Annotated in this window: 17 protein-coding genes; 6 read left to right on the top strand and 11 right to left on the bottom strand. The window is 32.0% G+C overall.

Annotation, left to right across the window (positions count from 1 at the left end):
* Positions 1-220: 220 nt before the first annotated feature.
* From ACIQ06_RS02780 to ACIQ06_RS02800, 5 genes are all read right to left on the bottom strand, one after another.
* Positions 221-820, bottom strand: coding sequence for a hypothetical protein (locus ACIQ06_RS02780; protein WP_396143777.1), 600 nt, complete (start codon positions 818-820; stop codon positions 221-223).
* A 3-nt stretch (positions 821-823) separates the two neighbouring features.
* Positions 824-1,507, bottom strand: a complete 684-nt coding sequence (gene truB / locus ACIQ06_RS02785) for a tRNA pseudouridine(55) synthase TruB (protein WP_396143778.1) — start codon at positions 1,505-1,507, stop codon at positions 824-826.
* Between the two features lie 3 nt (positions 1,508-1,510).
* On the bottom strand, positions 1,511-2,320 hold the full coding sequence (locus tag ACIQ06_RS02790; protein ID WP_396143779.1) for an undecaprenyl-diphosphate phosphatase: 810 nt from the start codon (positions 2,318-2,320) through the stop codon (positions 1,511-1,513).
* Between the two features lie 80 nt (positions 2,321-2,400).
* Positions 2,401-2,646 carry a DUF3098 domain-containing protein gene (locus ACIQ06_RS02795; protein WP_298304913.1) on the bottom strand — a complete coding sequence of 82 codons (246 nt, stop codon included), beginning with the start codon at positions 2,644-2,646 and terminating at the stop codon, positions 2,401-2,403.
* A gap of 93 nt (positions 2,647-2,739) precedes the next feature.
* Positions 2,740-3,615: a cell division protein FtsX gene (locus ACIQ06_RS02800; protein ID WP_396143780.1), complete on the bottom strand. Its 876-nt coding sequence runs from the start codon at positions 3,613-3,615 to the stop codon at positions 2,740-2,742.
* A gap of 220 nt (positions 3,616-3,835) precedes the next feature.
* Between ACIQ06_RS02800 and ACIQ06_RS02805 the strand changes: the two genes are divergently transcribed.
* The 4 genes from ACIQ06_RS02805 to ACIQ06_RS02820 all read left to right on the top strand — a co-directional run bounded on the left by ACIQ06_RS02805 (position 3,836) and on the right by ACIQ06_RS02820 (position 8,665).
* Positions 3,836-6,805, top strand: a complete 2,970-nt coding sequence (locus tag ACIQ06_RS02805; RefSeq protein ID WP_396143781.1) for a class I tRNA ligase family protein — start codon at positions 3,836-3,838, stop codon at positions 6,803-6,805.
* A gap of 190 nt (positions 6,806-6,995) precedes the next feature.
* Positions 6,996-7,667 (top strand): hypothetical protein, encoded by a 672-nt coding sequence (locus ACIQ06_RS02810; protein WP_396143782.1) that lies wholly within the window; start codon positions 6,996-6,998, stop codon positions 7,665-7,667.
* Positions 7,668-7,716: 49 nt separating this feature from the next.
* On the top strand, positions 7,717-7,902 hold the full coding sequence (locus ACIQ06_RS02815) for a hypothetical protein (protein WP_298304902.1): 186 nt from the start codon (positions 7,717-7,719) through the stop codon (positions 7,900-7,902).
* Between the two features lie 73 nt (positions 7,903-7,975).
* Positions 7,976-8,665 (top strand): zinc metallopeptidase, encoded by a 690-nt coding sequence (locus tag ACIQ06_RS02820; protein ID WP_396143783.1) that lies wholly within the window; start codon positions 7,976-7,978, stop codon positions 8,663-8,665.
* A 46-nt stretch (positions 8,666-8,711) separates the two neighbouring features.
* Here the strand turns inward: ACIQ06_RS02820 and ACIQ06_RS02825 are convergent, their stop codons facing one another.
* The 5 genes from ACIQ06_RS02825 to ACIQ06_RS02845 all read right to left on the bottom strand — a co-directional run bounded on the left by ACIQ06_RS02825 (position 8,712) and on the right by ACIQ06_RS02845 (position 12,138).
* Positions 8,712-8,990 carry a hypothetical protein gene (locus ACIQ06_RS02825; protein WP_396143784.1) on the bottom strand — a complete coding sequence of 93 codons (279 nt, stop codon included), beginning with the start codon at positions 8,988-8,990 and terminating at the stop codon, positions 8,712-8,714.
* Between the two features lie 18 nt (positions 8,991-9,008).
* A complete protein-coding gene (locus ACIQ06_RS02830) occupies positions 9,009-9,479 on the bottom strand; it encodes an Lrp/AsnC family transcriptional regulator (RefSeq protein ID WP_298118511.1) in 471 nt (156 codons plus the stop codon).
* Between the two features lie 53 nt (positions 9,480-9,532).
* Positions 9,533-10,909: a saccharopine dehydrogenase family protein gene (locus ACIQ06_RS02835; protein WP_396143785.1), complete on the bottom strand. Its 1,377-nt coding sequence runs from the start codon at positions 10,907-10,909 to the stop codon at positions 9,533-9,535.
* Positions 10,910-11,016: 107 nt separating this feature from the next.
* Positions 11,017-11,352, bottom strand: coding sequence for a hypothetical protein (locus ACIQ06_RS02840; RefSeq protein ID WP_396143786.1), 336 nt, complete (start codon positions 11,350-11,352; stop codon positions 11,017-11,019).
* A 24-nt stretch (positions 11,353-11,376) separates the two neighbouring features.
* Positions 11,377-12,138, bottom strand: coding sequence for a DUF3108 domain-containing protein (locus ACIQ06_RS02845; RefSeq protein ID WP_396143787.1), 762 nt, complete (start codon positions 12,136-12,138; stop codon positions 11,377-11,379).
* Positions 12,139-12,262: 124 nt separating this feature from the next.
* Here ACIQ06_RS02845 and ACIQ06_RS02850 point away from each other — a divergent pair, with 124 nt between their 5' ends.
* Entirely contained in the window at positions 12,263-12,649 is a 387-nt protein-coding gene (locus ACIQ06_RS02850) for a DUF423 domain-containing protein (protein ID WP_396143788.1), read from the top strand.
* Between the two features lie 80 nt (positions 12,650-12,729).
* Positions 12,730-14,355, top strand: a complete 1,626-nt coding sequence (pckA, locus tag ACIQ06_RS02855; protein ID WP_396143789.1) for a phosphoenolpyruvate carboxykinase (ATP) — start codon at positions 12,730-12,732, stop codon at positions 14,353-14,355.
* Positions 14,356-14,434: 79 nt separating this feature from the next.
* Here pckA and ACIQ06_RS02860 read toward each other — a convergent pair whose 3' ends face one another.
* The gene (locus ACIQ06_RS02860; RefSeq protein ID WP_345092103.1) at positions 14,435-15,184 is read right to left on the bottom strand and encodes a uroporphyrinogen-III synthase; all 750 of its coding nucleotides are present in this window, start codon (positions 15,182-15,184) and stop codon (positions 14,435-14,437) included.
* Positions 15,185-15,190 lie beyond the last annotated feature (6 nt).

A 15,190-nucleotide genomic window follows, 5' to 3' on the forward strand; every position in this document is an offset into this window, starting at 1 on the left:
AACCTGAGTTCGATATAAAAACCAAAGAAACATTCACTTTTTACACGAATTACACGAATTTACACGAATTAGAGATGGAAAATTACACCAATAAATCTGGTTTATCAGATTTTAATTCGTGAAATTTAATTGTTAAAATTTTAATTCGTGCAAATTCGTGCAAATTCGTGAAATTCGTGTCTAAAATTTTAATATGCTTACGTCGAACTCACGTTAAATATTAATTAAATACCGGAATGGTCAATCCCAAACTGATACTTCCGGTATCTTCAATATCTCGAACTCCAAATCCATTGACACTAACATCGGCAAAAATGATAATGTCGCCTCCTAGTCCAATTCTAAATTTGTTATAGTAACCTGAGAGATTACCGCGTCCAATTGCGAAAGATTTTCCGAAACCATATTGAAATAATAAAGAAACGTCGTCATTAATTCTTGGTGTTAAAACTATGGAAGCATAAATAGGAACGCTGAATAGTTTTTGTTGAGCAACGACATCAAATCCGGTGTTCAAACTCAGTCCAATCCATTCGCTGAAATGAATTCCGTAGCCAAATTTTGCTCCAATTCCATCAGGAAGAAACCAGTAATCACTTCGATTTCCATTTTCATCAATTTCACCATAGGTTTCATTTCCTCTGAAAGGAACACTTATGTCAAAAATAAAAAATTGACCATTTTCACTTAATGGTTTTGATTTCTCTTGTTCTAAGTAAGATTCTAGATGACTTTTCTTGTCAGTTAAAGTGTCTTTTTTTGTTTGTGAAAAAGTGGTTATTGACAAAAAAGTAAAAAGGAAAAAGAATATTTTTCTCATAAATTATTTTTCAAATGCTTCGGGCGAAACACCATTCATAACATCGTAATCACCAATTTTTGTTCTACGCAAAGCTGTTAAATGCGCTCCTGAATTAAGTGCAATTCCAAAATCAAAAGCTAAGGAGCGAATGTAAGTTCCTTTACTGCATTTCACTCTAAAATCTATTTCTGGTAGTGCAATTCTGGTAATTTCAAACTCGTGAATTGTTGTTTTTCTTGAGGCAATTTCAACTTCTTCTCCAGCACGAGCGTGTTCGTATAATCGTTTTCCATCTTTCTTGATAGCAGAAAAAACAGGTGGTTTTTGGTCTATTTCTCCAAGAAATTGTTTGGTTGTTTCTAGAATTAAGGCTTCCGAAATATGCTCGGTTGGAAAAGTTGCATCAACTTCAGTTTCTAAATCGTAACTTGGTGTTGTTGCTCCAACGGTAATTGTTCCTGTATACTCTTTAGCTTGCGCTTGAATTTCTGTAATTTTCTTGGTGAATTTTCCAGTGCAAATAATTAATAAACCTGTCGCCAAAGGGTCTAAAGTACCAGCATGACCTATTTTGAATTTTTTAGGTAAATCGTATTTTCTTTTTAAAATGTATTTCAATTTATTCACCGCTTGAAACGAACTCCAAGTTAACGGCTTGTCAATTAAAAGAATTTGACCTTCAAGAAAATCTTCGGCTGTTTTCAAATTTTATTTGTTTAAAGAAAAATAAGTCAATAAAATAATTCCAGCAATAATTCTGTAGTAACCCCAAGGTTTAAAACCATATTTTTTAATGATTCCGATGAAGAATTTTATGGCAATTACTGCAACAACAAAGGCAACAATATTTCCTATCAGAAACAATTTTAAATTCTCACTTGATTGGGTTAACAATTCATATCCTTTTAATTGTGAAACTTCATAAGTTTTAAGGAAAAGCGAGTAAGTAGTAACCGCCAACATCGTTGGAACTGCAAGAAAAAACGAAAATTCAGCAGCCGTTTCTCTTGTTAATCCTTGTTGCATTCCACCAATTATAGAAGCTGCAGAACGACTTGTTCCTGGCATCATCGCTAAACATTGCCAAAAACCAATAGTTACGGCTTTTTTGATTGTAATATCTTCTTCGTTAGCAACAGTTGGATTATTAAATCGTCCATCAATAAATAGGAGAACAATTCCGCCAAGGATTAAAACTATAGCAATTGGAATTGGATTTCCTAGAACGGCATCAATTTTATCATCAAATATTTTTCCTAAAACTAAAGCAGGAATTACAGCACAAGCCAATTTGATATAGAAATTGATTTTTGTAAAGTCAAAAAACTTTTTCCAATACAAAACTACAACTGCTAGAATGGCTCCAAATTGAATTGAAACTTGAAATAATTTTACAAAATCATCTTCTTGAATACCAAAGAAAGAACTTGTAAAAATCATGTGAGCAGTTGAAGATACAGGTAAATATTCTGTTAATCCTTCTACTATTGCAATAATAATTGCTTGAAGTAAATCCATTTTTCAGTAATTAGTGATGAGTGATAAGTAAAAAGTAATTAGTAAATAGAATTATAAAACTATTCACTGATTATTATTCACTATTTACTAGACTTAGGATTTTTGAAAATAGAATAAATTGTAATTCCAAAACCAATTAACACCACTGTTGGAGCCAATCTAATTCTTCTGAAACTAAATACATCTTCATTAAAAACTTTTGGATCAGTGCTTCCGCCACCAGACATTAATATAAATCCTAAGGCAATAACTGCAATTCCAATTAAAAGAAATTTATAGTTGATTTGATCAAAAAGAAAATCTGGTTTTTGTTCGTTATTTTTCATTTATGCTGAATTTATTTCAATACTAGTACTGAAAGTTGTTTTTATTTTTATCTGAATACTGATTTCTGAATACTGATTTCTGAACACTGAATACTAATATAGGTCGTCAGTTCTTAAATTTAAGAAACGTTGTGTTGCAAAGTGAGTACTTATCCAAGTTATTAAAACTCCAAGAACTAAAACTCCCAATAAAACCACAATAGTTAATTCAATATCTTTAAAAATATCCAATGCAGGATAGTTTGTTGATACATATAAAAGAACTCCAAGTAATGCTAATACAGCCAAAGCAGCTCCAATAATTCCTAAAATAATGCTTCTTTTTACAAATGGTTTTCTAATAAATGATTTTGTTGCACCAACCATCTGCATAGTTTTAATGATGAATCTGTTGGCATAAATAGAAAGACGCATCGAACTATTAATTAGTAAAACAGAAATAAAAGCAAAAACACCACTTACAATTAAAACCCACATACTAATGGTTTTTACGTTATCATTTACTAATGTGATTAATTGTTTGTCATAAACTACATCAGCAACCAAAGGATTTTTACGAATTTGACTTTCCACTTTAGAGAAACCAGGATTGGTTACATAATCTGCTTTTAGGTGAATATCATAGGAGTTTTGCAATGGATTTACTCCAAGAAATTGCATAAAATCTTCTCCAATTACTTCTTTATGTTGTTTGGCTGCAGTTTCTTTTGAAACATATTTGTAGTCTTTAGCGAATTTTCCTGCCTTCATTTCAGCTTCAAATTGCTTGAAAATAGTGTCGTTGGCTTCGTTTTTAAAGAAAACAGTCATTACAATATCTTCTTTAAAGTTGTCTGATAAACGTTTAGAATTGATAATGAAAAGACCAAGCATTCCTAGTAAAAATAATACTAAAAACACACTCATCACAACTGAAACATAGGAAGTGATTACTCTTCTTTTTTGAAATTTATCGAAATTTGATGACATACATTGTAATTTAAGCCGTAAAAATAATAAAGAATTTGTTTATTCATAGTTTATAACGTTTAAAGTTTTGAGTTTAGTACAATAAATGTAAATTTGTGGCCAATTAGCGTAGACATTAACTTTCGATTAACTTTCAAGGTTTTAAGTAAAAAAATTAACAAAGTAAATTCTTACAATAGCAATGTTTATCGCCGCTAAAATTTTAATGTAAAAAGGACGAATGAAATACTTTCACGAACAAATCGAAGCCAAATGGCAACAATACTGGGCAGAAAACCAAACTTTTGCTGCATCAAATAACAGCGAAAAGCCAAAATATTACGTTTTGGACATGTTTCCTTATCCATCAGGAGCAGGATTACACGTTGGGCATCCGCTAGGTTATATTGCATCCGATATTGTTGCTCGATTCAAACGTCACAAAGGTTTTAACGTGTTGCATCCACAAGGATATGATTCGTTTGGTTTACCAGCAGAACAATATGCTATCCAAACTGGGCAACATCCAGATACAACCACCAAAGAAAACATTGCGCGTTACCGTGAACAATTAGATAAAATTGGATTTTCATTCGATTGGAGTAGAGAAGTGCGCACTTCAAATGCCGATTATTACAAACACACGCAATGGATTTTCATTCAATTGTTTAATTCTTGGTACAATAAAAATACAGATAAAGCAGAAGATATCGCAACTTTAATTACTTTGTTTTCAAATGAAGGAAACGCTAAAGTAAATGCAGTTTGTGATGATAACATTGCATCGTTTTCAGCTACTGAATGGAATGCTTTTTCATCTGAAGAACAACAAAAAATTCTTTTACAATACAGATTAACCTATTTGGCTGAAACCGAAGTAAACTGGTGTCCAGCATTAGGAACTGTTTTGGCAAATGACGAAATCGTAAACGGTGTTTCTGAACGTGGTGGTCATCCAGTTATTCGTAAAAAAATGACGCAATGGTCGATGCGAATTTCAGCTTACGCCGAAAGATTATTGCAAGGTTTAGAAACCATAGATTGGAGTGAATCGATAAAAGAATCACAAAGGAACTGGATAGGAAAATCAGTTGGCGCTTCTGTTGATTTCAAATTGAAAGATTCAGATAAATTAATTTCAGTTTTCACAACTCGTCCTGATACCATTTTTGGAGTAACATTCATGACTTTGGCCCCAGAACACGAATTGGTTTCACAAATTACAACGCCAGAACAAAAAGCTGCGGTTGAGGCTTATGTGGAAGCCACTGCAAAACGTTCAGAAAGAGAAAGAATGGCCGATGTAAAAACCATTTCAGGAGTTTTCACTGGTGCGTTTGCTGAACATCCATTTACTAAAGAACCAATTCCAGTTTGGATTGGCGATTACGTTTTGGCTGGTTACGGAACAGGCGCAGTTATGGCGGTTCCATGTGGTGACGAACGTGATTATGCTTTCGCGAATTTCTTCAGAGGAACTCACGGAATGCCAGAAATTAAAAACATTTTCAATCAAGATATTTCTGAAGCGGCTTATGGTGAAAAAGGCGGTTTCGAATTAGTAAATTCTGATTTCTTAAATGGATTGGGTTACAAAGATGGAACGAAAAAAATCATCGAAGAATTAGAAAAAATCGGACAAGGAAAAGGCAAAACCAATTACCGTTTGCGTGATGCTGTTTTCTCTCGTCAAAGATATTGGGGTGAACCGTTTCCAGTGTATTATGTGAACGGATTGCCACAAATGATTGATGCCAAACATTTACCAATTGTATTGCCAGAAGTTGAAAAATATTTGCCAACCGAAGACGGACAACCGCCATTAGGAAACGCAACAACTTGGGCTTGGGATAGTGTGAATTGTTTAGTTGTTGGTAATGATTTGATCGATAACAAAACGATTTTTCCTTTAGAATTGAACACTATGCCAGGTTGGGCAGGAAGTTCGTGGTATTGGATGCGTTATATGGATGCGCATAATGAAAACGAATTTGCCTCAGCCGATGCACTAAAATATTGGGAAAACGTAGATTTATATATTGGTGGAAGCGAACACGCAACTGGACATTTATTATATTCTCGTTTTTGGAACAAATTCCTAAAAGACAGAGGATACGCACCAACAGAAGAACCATTCAAAAAATTGATTAATCAAGGAATGATTTTGGGAATGAGTGCTTTTGTTTATAGATTATCTAAATTTAATCAAATAGTACCAAAAAATATATTCGATGAAATTCTACCTATAAACAATAAAAAAGCTTTCGTTATTGAAATTGATGAGAATAATAAATATGTTTATAAGGATAAAGATGTTAAGCCTGAAGATGTATTAATGCAAGCAATTCATGTTGATGTTAACCTTGTAAATTCTTCAAATGAATTAGATATTGAATTATTTAAAAAATCGAGACCAGAATTTAAAAACACAACGTTTGTTTTAGATAATGGATTAGTATATAATCCAGAAATCACACCTGTTACTTTAAATAACGAAAACACTTATACAGTTCATCGCGAAGTAGAAAAAATGTCAAAATCCAAATACAATGTTGTCAACCCAGATGATATTTGTAATGATTATGGTGCGGATACTTTACGTTTGTATGAAATGTTTTTAGGTCCATTGGAACAAGCAAAACCTTGGAATACTGCTGGAATTACAGGAGTTTCTGGTTTCTTGAAAAAACTATGGCGTTTGTATTTTGATGACAACACAGGTTTGAATGTAACCAACGACGGACCAACAGCAGACATGTACAAATCCTTACATAAAACCATCAAAAAAGTTACCGAAGACATCGAGAATTTCTCGTTCAATACATCGGTTTCACAGTTTATGATTTGTGTAAACGAATTGGCTCAAATGAAATGTAACCACAGAGCAATTTTAGAACCATTAGCGATTTTGGTTTCGCCGTATGCACCACATATTGCTGAAGAATTATGGAGTCAATTAGGTCATGAAGGTTCGGTTTCAACTGTAGCTTTTCCAATTTGTGAAGAAAAATATTTAGTAGAATCTGAAAAAGAATATCCAGTTTCGTTTAATGGTAAAATGCGTTTCACGATTAAATTACCTTTAGATTTAACCGTTCCTCAAATTCAAGAAATTGTAATGGCAGACGAACGTACCATAAAACAATTAGATGGAAGAACTCCAAATAAAGTAATCATCGTTCCTGGAAAAGTGATTAACTTGGTTGGATAATTTTTTAATTATTATTTACCGCAAATTCGCAAATTACTATATTGAAATTCGCGAATTTGCGGTTTTTTTATATCTATTGTTTTCGTTTTGAGAAAACAAACGTTAGATGATTTATAATTTAAAGTTAAAAATGAATTAGAAAAAAAATCTGATTCGTAGCTTTGAATAAATAACATTAATCAAACTATATATGAGAAATTTAAAAGTTTTAATCGCATTATTTTTTGTTAGTTGGTCATTTGCTCAGGAAAAGGAAGAAACTACAACTCCTAATAAAGCAAAATTTTATTTCACTTATGGAATAAATGCTCAAGTTCAAGATGAGTTAAGCATTGATAAAAAGCTAAAAGCTGCCGGACTTCCTGAGGTTAATAGTTTTACTCCAGAGTTTTTTATTGGGATGACCTTGTTTGGAAAAAAATATTCTGGAGACATTGACTTTGGATTTTTAAATTCTAAAAATGAGGCCGGAAATAATGAAAATAGATATACAGGTTTTACCACAAGATTAAGAGTTCACTACAATTTGATAAATAAAGAAAAAGTTGCCTTCACAACAGGGTTAAATCTTTCAAATACAATAGGAGAATTAGTCGTTTTTACTAAAAATAACATTATTGATCTTAACGATTTAACACCAGCCAATAATGTTGGAAATCTGTCTTTAAGAAATAATTTGTTCTTTGTAGGACCATCAGCATCATTGTATCTTTTTAATAATAAATCAACCAAACTGAGATTAAATGTTGGTTATGAATTTGCATTTACAAACGGAAAATGGAAATCAGATTACGCCGATGTGAACAACACTGTTAAGGAACAAGGAAATAATCGTTTAGTTTTTGGGATTACTTTATTGTAGAATTTTGTAACATTTTTCATTTTTTACGTATAAGTAAGAAACAAGTACAATGAAAAAACACGAAGTTCACATTCTAAAGAAAACTGCTGGTTTTGGCGGAATGAAAGAAGAATTAGCTAAAGAAGTAGAACATTTTCTTGATAAAAAGGTAAATGAAGGATATGAAATAGTCAATATTTCTTTTACTTATTATGAAGCTAGTGAGTTGATTGCGTTTATAACTATTTGTAGATAATAAATGTCAACTTGTCATTTTTTAAATTTGGCTTGTAATTTGATATTACTTTATAAACTTTAAATATAAAAATATGGGAATGGGATATATGGTTTTGGCTGGAATTATCATGCTAATGAGTTGGTTCGTAAGCAACCGATTGAAAAGCAAATTCGAGTTTTATTCAAAATTGCATTTACAAAACGGAATGTCTGGTGCTGAAATTGCTGAAAAAATGCTAGCAGATAACGGAATCTATGATGTAAAAGTAATTTCAACACCAGGACAATTAACGGATCATTACAATCCAGCTGATAAAACTGTTAACTTGAGTGAGTCAGTTTATAATCAAAGAAATGCTGCTGCTGCTGCAGTTGCTGCGCACGAATGTGGACACGCCATACAACACGCAACGGCTTATAGTATGTTGCAATTGCGTTCTAAATTGGTGCCAATTGTTTCTTTTGCATCCAATATCGTTCAATGGATTTTACTTGCTGGAATACTAATGGTAAATACTTTTCCATCATTATTACTTGTTGGAATTGTGATTTTCTCTGCAACAACTTTGTTTACAATAATTACGTTACCAGTTGAATATGATGCAAGTAATAGAGCTTTAGCATGGTTGAAAAACAAAAATATGGTAAACCAAGCGGAATATGCTGGAGCAGAAGATTCACTAAAATGGGCAGCAAGAACTTATGTTGTAGCTGCAATAGGTTCGATAGGAACATTATTGTATTACATTTCTATCTTTATGGGTAGAAGTAATGATGAATAATTTGAATCGAGTATAAAACAAAATCCGTCATAACAGACGGATTTTTTTATTTTACAAAGGTTGATAAAATTATAAGTATTGATAGCCAAACAACTCCATGTATAATAAGGCATTTTACATGACTTTTACCACTATACAATTGACGAACTAAATGTACCATAAAGTAAATCAAACTTATAGGAACAAATAAATAGAACAAAAGCACACCAAAATTAGGCGTTTTTGCATCACCAGGAAAAAGTTCATAACAAATACCTGCTATCAAAATATAGATAGTGTAAAAAGCAATCGTAAGGTTTTCTTTTGAAAATTTGTTGAGGTTCATATATCTAAAATCTAATATCTAAAGTTGTATCTGTCTTTCTATTTGTTGTTCCAATGAAATAAAAGTTTCTGTTCGAGAAACACCATCAATAGGTTGGATTTTTTTATTCAAAAGTTGCATTAAATGTTCGTTATCTCTACAAATAATTTTGATTAAAATGCTCCAATTTCCTGTCGTGTAATGACATTCTAAAACTTCAGGAATTTTTTTTAATTCTTTTACAGCTTCAGCATTGGATGCCGCTTTTTCCAAGTAAACACCAATAAAAGCCATCGTTTTATAACCTAAAACTTTGTTGTTTACAATAAATTTAGAACCCGAAATCACACCAGCATCTTCTAGTTTTTTCAATCTTTGGTGAATGGCAGCGCCTGAAATTCCAATTTTATTAGCGATTTGCAAAATTGGTTTTCGAGCATCTTCCATTAAGAAACGAAGAATTTCTTTATCGATTCCGTCAATTTCAATTTGAAGTTGATTGATTTTCATTGGTTATAATTTTAAAGCAAAAGTATATATTTTGTTTTAAATTAAAACAAATATTAATTAGTTGTTGCCAATTTATCAGGATTATAACCAATGTAAGGCATTACAGTTTCTTTAAAAATTACTCCAAATTCTTCTAATTCTTTCAAAATAGGTTCGTAAACTTCTTTTCTAATTGGTAATTGAACTCCAGGCGTTTTTATATTTCCGTTTAAGATTTGTAAAGTTGCCATTGCTACAGGTAAACCAACTGTTTTTGCCATGGCAGTATAAGTTTGATCGTCGCCAATGCAAACCATTTTAGAGTCAATTTGTTGTTGTTTTCCGTCTAATTCGTAACCAAATTTATGGTACATTACAATCATGTCTTTGTCGTTGGGTTGTAAAGTCCAACTGTCATTCAAGATGCGTTCTAGAATTTGTGCAGGAGTGGCATTTTTTAAACCAACAATTTTGTTTGGGTTGAATAAATCTAAATCTAATAATTTGTCCCACATAATGTCATCTTGCTCAATATTTAAAGCCAAACGCATTTTAATTTCAACAGAATCCGTTGGATGATAAGGTAAAAATGAATTGGTAAACTCACGGAAACTCATCGTTTCAGAATTTTCCATTACGTAAGTATCATCGGTCATTCCAAGTTGAACAAACATGTTCCAAGCTTTTGAAAAACCAACTCTTCTTATGGTTCCACGATATAAAGTTAACACATCGTCTAGACCATAAACGCTTCTATATTTTAGAGAATCTCTGTTGGCGTAACCTTCAAATTTTCCGTAACCTTCAACTAATAAAAACTCGGTTCTACGAAACAATTTATTGTAAGGAATGTATTTATATTTACCTTCTTGAATGAATTTTGCTGCGCCACCTTGACCTGCTAAAACTACGTTTCTTGGTGCCCAAGTGAATTTGTAATTCCACAGATTATTGTCGCTTTCTGGAGCAACTAATCCACCACAGAAGGATTCGAATAAAATCATTTTTCCGCCTTTTTCACGAATTTCATCAATAACTTTCATGGCACTCATGTGGTCAATTCCAGGGTCAAGCCCAATTTCATTCATGAAAATCAATCCGTTTTCTTTGGCAGCAGCATCCAAACCTTGCATTGCATCTGAAACATAAGATGCAGTAACCATGTGTTTTTTGAAAGTAATACAATCTTTAGCAACCTCAATATGCATGTGAGCAGGTAACATCGAAATTACAATATCAGCTTTTTGAATTTCTGCATGACGTTGTGCTTCATTGTTGATATCCAATTGAATTGCTGTTGCATTAGGATGGTTGTTGGTTTTTCTTTGAGCCAATGCTAAAGATAAATCACCAATTGTTATATGAAGATTCTGTTCAACAGATTTGTTTAAAAGATATTGAATTAAAGAAGAAGCCGAACGACCTGCTCCTATGATTAGTATGTTTCTCATGGTTTGTTTGTAATTGGATACAAAACTAAAGAAATTCCAATAAAAAAAATTCCAAATCCCAACATTTATAATTGGAATTTGGAATTTATATTTTAGAATTTGATATTTTATTCTAAACCTTCAAGGTCTTTTTCTAAATCTTCAAGTTCCTTTTTTGCTTCTTGTTTATTTTCTATTTTTTGTTGTTCAAACTGTTGGTCTTTTTCTATTTCATCTTTTACTAAATAGGTTTTTCCCAATACAAATATTGCACAGATATAAGTTATTGCAAACAACCATTTAACAAGTTTACGTTGATTGACATCTGATTTTTTGAAAGTTATAAAAATCAAAATCAAGGCAGCTCCAATTGGTAAAAGGGCTAAAGTATCAAATGGGAGTATCGTAAAAACAATACTCAAGATAACAAATACAAATGATAAAATTAATAAAGTCTTTCTCATTTTATGCTGAATTTATTTCAGTAATTAAATTCCAGTTGCAGAAGTTAATGCTAATTGTCCTGTTCCAACAGGAATACTAAATTTCATAAGCGCAGGAACTTTTTTTGCATCGGCGGTAAGCCAAATTAAGTTTTTGTCTGTTCCTTTTAGCTTGTTAGTTTTTGCACCAATAGATAATTTGTAGCATTCTTTTTGTCCAAGATTCCCAGCATTAACGCTTTCTGTTCCCATATACTTCAATGTAACAGGAATTTCTTTTTCGTCAAAAACAATGGTAAATGATTTAGTTTGTCCTGATTTCATTTTCGAAAAATCGATAGTTCTTACTTTATAAAGTAACGATACTACATCTAGAGTCGAAGTACCAATATTGAAAGTACGAGTTGTTTCGGGATTATTCCTTTTTTTTGAGGTGCTTGTCACAGAATTTCCTTTGAAAACGTATTTTTCTTTTTTAGTGTAACCACCTTCGTCAACACTTCTTTTATATAAACTTGGTTTTAAAGTGGTAGGGTTTACGTAAGCTTCGTAGATATCTCTGATTTTGAAAAATTTATCCCATTTGCTAAACGTTGCTAATTCGCAATTCAAATGTAAATAAGTGTTTTTTGAAGTATTCTGAGTTTCTGTTGACATGGTTACTTGAGCCAATTGTGTCATCAATCCACTCATATTATAAGAACCAGCATAAACTAATTTTTCACCTGATGGAATAACTACTTTCGTATCTGCTGTAAAAGAACAGAAAATCAATAGGGTAGCGATAATAAATGTTGCTTTTTTCATTTCTTAAAATTATGGTACAAATATAAAATTTTATAATTGTTAAAATCTAAAGGAAAACATAAAAATCCTTGAGCATTCCATATATAACTGATATTTTTGTTAAAAATTATTAAGAACGATTATTATGGATAAGAAAATATTTTCGGCAGCAGGTTTTTTTGGAATGACAGCAATTATTTTAGGAGCTTTTGGAGCTCATGCTTTAAAGAAAGTTTTAACTGTAGATCAATTGGTTACATTTGAAACTGGAGTAAAATATCAAATGTATCATGCTTTGTTTTTGCTGTTTTTAGGATTAAACAATCATTTGAGTTTTAAAACAAAAAAAACAATTTTAGTGCTTACTATTTTAGGAATTATTTTCTTTTCGGGTTCTATTTATTTGTTGGCAACTGATAGTTTAAATGCTTTCAATTTTAAAGTTATTGGGTTTGTCACACCAATAGGAGGTTTGCTGTTAATTATGGCTTGGGCCATTTTTTCACTACATTTTTTAAAGAAAAAATCATAATTTTTTAATAAACTACAACGTTGTAATAATTAATTTTTACCTTTGCAGTCAATTTATTAATTGCAACACAATACAATTTTATGGAGAATACTGCCCAATCTACGAAATCGATTTCGTTAGAACAATATGGAATCAAAAATGTCCAAGAAATTATATACAATCCATCTTTTGAATTTTTATATAATGAAGAATTAAGTCCAAGTTTACAAGGTTATGAAAAAGGTCAATTGACTGAACTTGGAGCTGTAAACGTAATGACTGGTGAATTCACGGGTCGTTCGCCTAAAGATAAATACATTGTAAAAGACGCCATAACAGAAAACACAATTTGGTGGAATTCTGAAAAAGCGGTAAACGATAACAAACCAATTTCTCAAACAACTTGGAATGCTCTTAAAGAAACAACTGTTAATCAACTTTCTGGAAAGAGATTATTTGTATTAGATGCATTTTGTGGAGCTAATGAAAATACTCGTTTGAAAGTTCGTTTCATTATGGAAGTGGCATGGCAAGCACATTTTGTGAAAAACATGTTCATTCGTCCAACTGATGCAGAACTTGAAAATTTTGGTGAGCCTGATTTTATTGTAATGAATGGTTCAAAAACTAGTTTCAAAGACTACGCAGCTCATGGATTAAATTCTGAAGTTTATGTAGCTTTCAACCTTACTGAGAAAGTACAATTAATTGGTGGAACTTGGTATGGTGGTGAGATGAAAAAAGGATTGTTCTCAATGATGAACTACTACTTACCATTACAAGGAATTGCTTCTATGCACTGTTCAGCAAATAAAGGAAAAGATGGCGATGTAGCCGTTTTCTTCGGATTGTCTGGAACAGGAAAAACAACTTTATCTACAGATCCAAAACGTGAATTAATTGGTGACGATGAGCATGGTTGGGATAACGATGGGGTTTTCAATTTTGAAGGTGGATGTTATGCAAAAACCATCGATTTAAGTGCAGAAAATGAGCCAGATATTTTTGGCGCCATCAAAAAAGATGCATTATTAGAAAACGTAACAGTTGATGCCAACGGAAAAATTGATTTTAAAGATGGTTCTGTAACACAAAATACTCGTGTTTCATATCCAATTAATCATATTCACAATATTGTAAAACCAGTTTCTAAAGCTGGTCATGCCACTAAAGTGATTTTCTTAACAGCAGACGCATTTGGAGTAATGCCTCCAGTTTCTAAGTTAACTCCAGAGCAAACTAAATATTATTTCTTATCAGGTTTCACGGCTAAGTTAGCTGGAACTGAAAGAGGTGTTACACAACCAGAACCAACCTTTTCAGCTTGTTTCGGAAAAGCATTTTTATCATTGCATCCAACTAAGTATGGTGAAGAGTTAGTGAAAAAAATGGAGCAACACAATGCTACTGCTTATATGGTTAATACTGGTTGGAATGGAACTGGAAAACGTATTTCTATAAAAGATACTCGTGCAATTATTGACGCTATTCTTGATGGGTCAATTGAGAAAGCGGAAACTAAAGTAATTCCAACATTCAATTTTGAGGTTCCAACTTCTTTACATGATGTTAATCCAGCCATTTTAGATCCAAGAGATACTTATGCAGATGTTTCTGAATGGGAATCTAAAGCAACAGATTTAGCAGGAAGATTCATTAAAAACTTCGTTCAGTATACAGATAATTCAGAAGGTCAGAATTTAGTAAATGCTGGACCACAATTATAAAATAACAAACAAACTATACCTAAACAAAGAAAAAGCCCAACAGTGATGTTGGGCTTTTTTGATAACTATAAATAAAATTTTATTTTCCTTTGTTAGCTTCTGCAACATAGCGCTCAAGAGCCATTGTCATAGAAGGTGTTTCTGGTGTTGGAGCAAGAATATCAATTCTTAAACCATGTTCTAAAGCTTCTTTTTGAGTAGTGCTTCCAAAAACAGCTATTCTCGTGTCATTTTGTTTAAAATCTGGGAAGTTTTTAAATAATGATTTAATTCCAGTTGGACTGAAAAACGCCAAAACATCATAATAAACATCAGCTAAATCAGATAAATCACTCATTACCGTTTTATAAAAAACAGCTTGCGTCCAATTGATTTTTAGGTTGTTTAATGTCACAGGCGCGTCAGCATTTAATTGATCTGAAGCAGGAAGTAAAAACTTTTCATCTTTATATTTTTTGAAAAGTGAACTCATGTCTGCAAAATCTTTTTGACCAACATAAATTTTACGTTTTCTATAAACAACATATTTCTGTAGATAAAAAGCAATAGCTTCTGATTGACAAAAATATCTTAAATCTTCTGGAACTTTATAACGCATTTCCTCAGCCACTCTAAAAAAGTGGTCTACTGCATTTCTGCTTGTTAATATGATTGCAGTAAAATTGTTAAGGTCAATTTTTTGAGCTCTAACATCTTTCGCGCTTACGCCTTCTACGTGAATAAAAGAACGAAAATCTATCTTTACCTTATGCTTTTGTTGTAAATCAAAATAAGGCGAATTTTCTACTTTTGGCTCTGGTTGCGAAACCAAAATCGTTCTTACTTTCAAATTTGC

It is taken from the genome of Flavobacterium sp. (assembly GCF_044341265.1).
Classification (GTDB): Bacteria; Bacteroidota; Bacteroidia; order Flavobacteriales; family Flavobacteriaceae; genus Flavobacterium.

What these genes read in the sequence shown, in the direction of transcription:
- ACIQ06_RS02790 (WP_396143779.1), bottom strand. Translation starts at nt 2,320, where the DNA reads ATGGATTTACTTCAAGCAATTATTATTGCAATAGTAGAAGGATTAACA.
- ACIQ06_RS02825 (WP_396143784.1), bottom strand. Translation starts at nt 8,990, where the DNA reads ATGAACCTCAACAAATTTTCAAAAGAAAACCTTACGATTGCTTTTTAC.
- ACIQ06_RS02840 (WP_396143786.1), bottom strand. Translation starts at nt 11,352, where the DNA reads ATGAGAAAGACTTTATTAATTTTATCATTTGTATTTGTTATCTTGAGT.
- ACIQ06_RS02795 (WP_298304913.1), bottom strand. Translation starts at nt 2,646, where the DNA reads ATGAAAAATAACGAACAAAAACCAGATTTTCTTTTTGATCAAATCAAC.
- ACIQ06_RS02815 (WP_298304902.1), top strand. Translation starts at nt 7,717, where the DNA reads ATGAAAAAACACGAAGTTCACATTCTAAAGAAAACTGCTGGTTTTGGC.
- ACIQ06_RS02835 (WP_396143785.1), bottom strand. Translation starts at nt 10,909, where the DNA reads ATGAGAAACATACTAATCATAGGAGCAGGTCGTTCGGCTTCTTCTTTA.
- ACIQ06_RS02780 (WP_396143777.1), bottom strand. Translation starts at nt 820, where the DNA reads ATGAGAAAAATATTCTTTTTCCTTTTTACTTTTTTGTCAATAACCACT.
- ACIQ06_RS02850 (WP_396143788.1), top strand. Translation starts at nt 12,263, where the DNA reads ATGGATAAGAAAATATTTTCGGCAGCAGGTTTTTTTGGAATGACAGCA.
- ACIQ06_RS02805 (WP_396143781.1), top strand. Translation starts at nt 3,836, where the DNA reads ATGAAATACTTTCACGAACAAATCGAAGCCAAATGGCAACAATACTGG.
- ACIQ06_RS02810 (WP_396143782.1), top strand. Translation starts at nt 6,996, where the DNA reads ATGAGAAATTTAAAAGTTTTAATCGCATTATTTTTTGTTAGTTGGTCA.
- ACIQ06_RS02820 (WP_396143783.1), top strand. Translation starts at nt 7,976, where the DNA reads ATGGGAATGGGATATATGGTTTTGGCTGGAATTATCATGCTAATGAGT.
- pckA (WP_396143789.1), top strand. Translation starts at nt 12,730, where the DNA reads ATGGAGAATACTGCCCAATCTACGAAATCGATTTCGTTAGAACAATAT.
- ACIQ06_RS02830 (WP_298118511.1), bottom strand. Translation starts at nt 9,479, where the DNA reads ATGAAAATCAATCAACTTCAAATTGAAATTGACGGAATCGATAAAGAA.
- ACIQ06_RS02800 (WP_396143780.1), bottom strand. Translation starts at nt 3,615, where the DNA reads ATGTCATCAAATTTCGATAAATTTCAAAAAAGAAGAGTAATCACTTCC.
- ACIQ06_RS02845 (WP_396143787.1), bottom strand. Translation starts at nt 12,138, where the DNA reads ATGAAAAAAGCAACATTTATTATCGCTACCCTATTGATTTTCTGTTCT.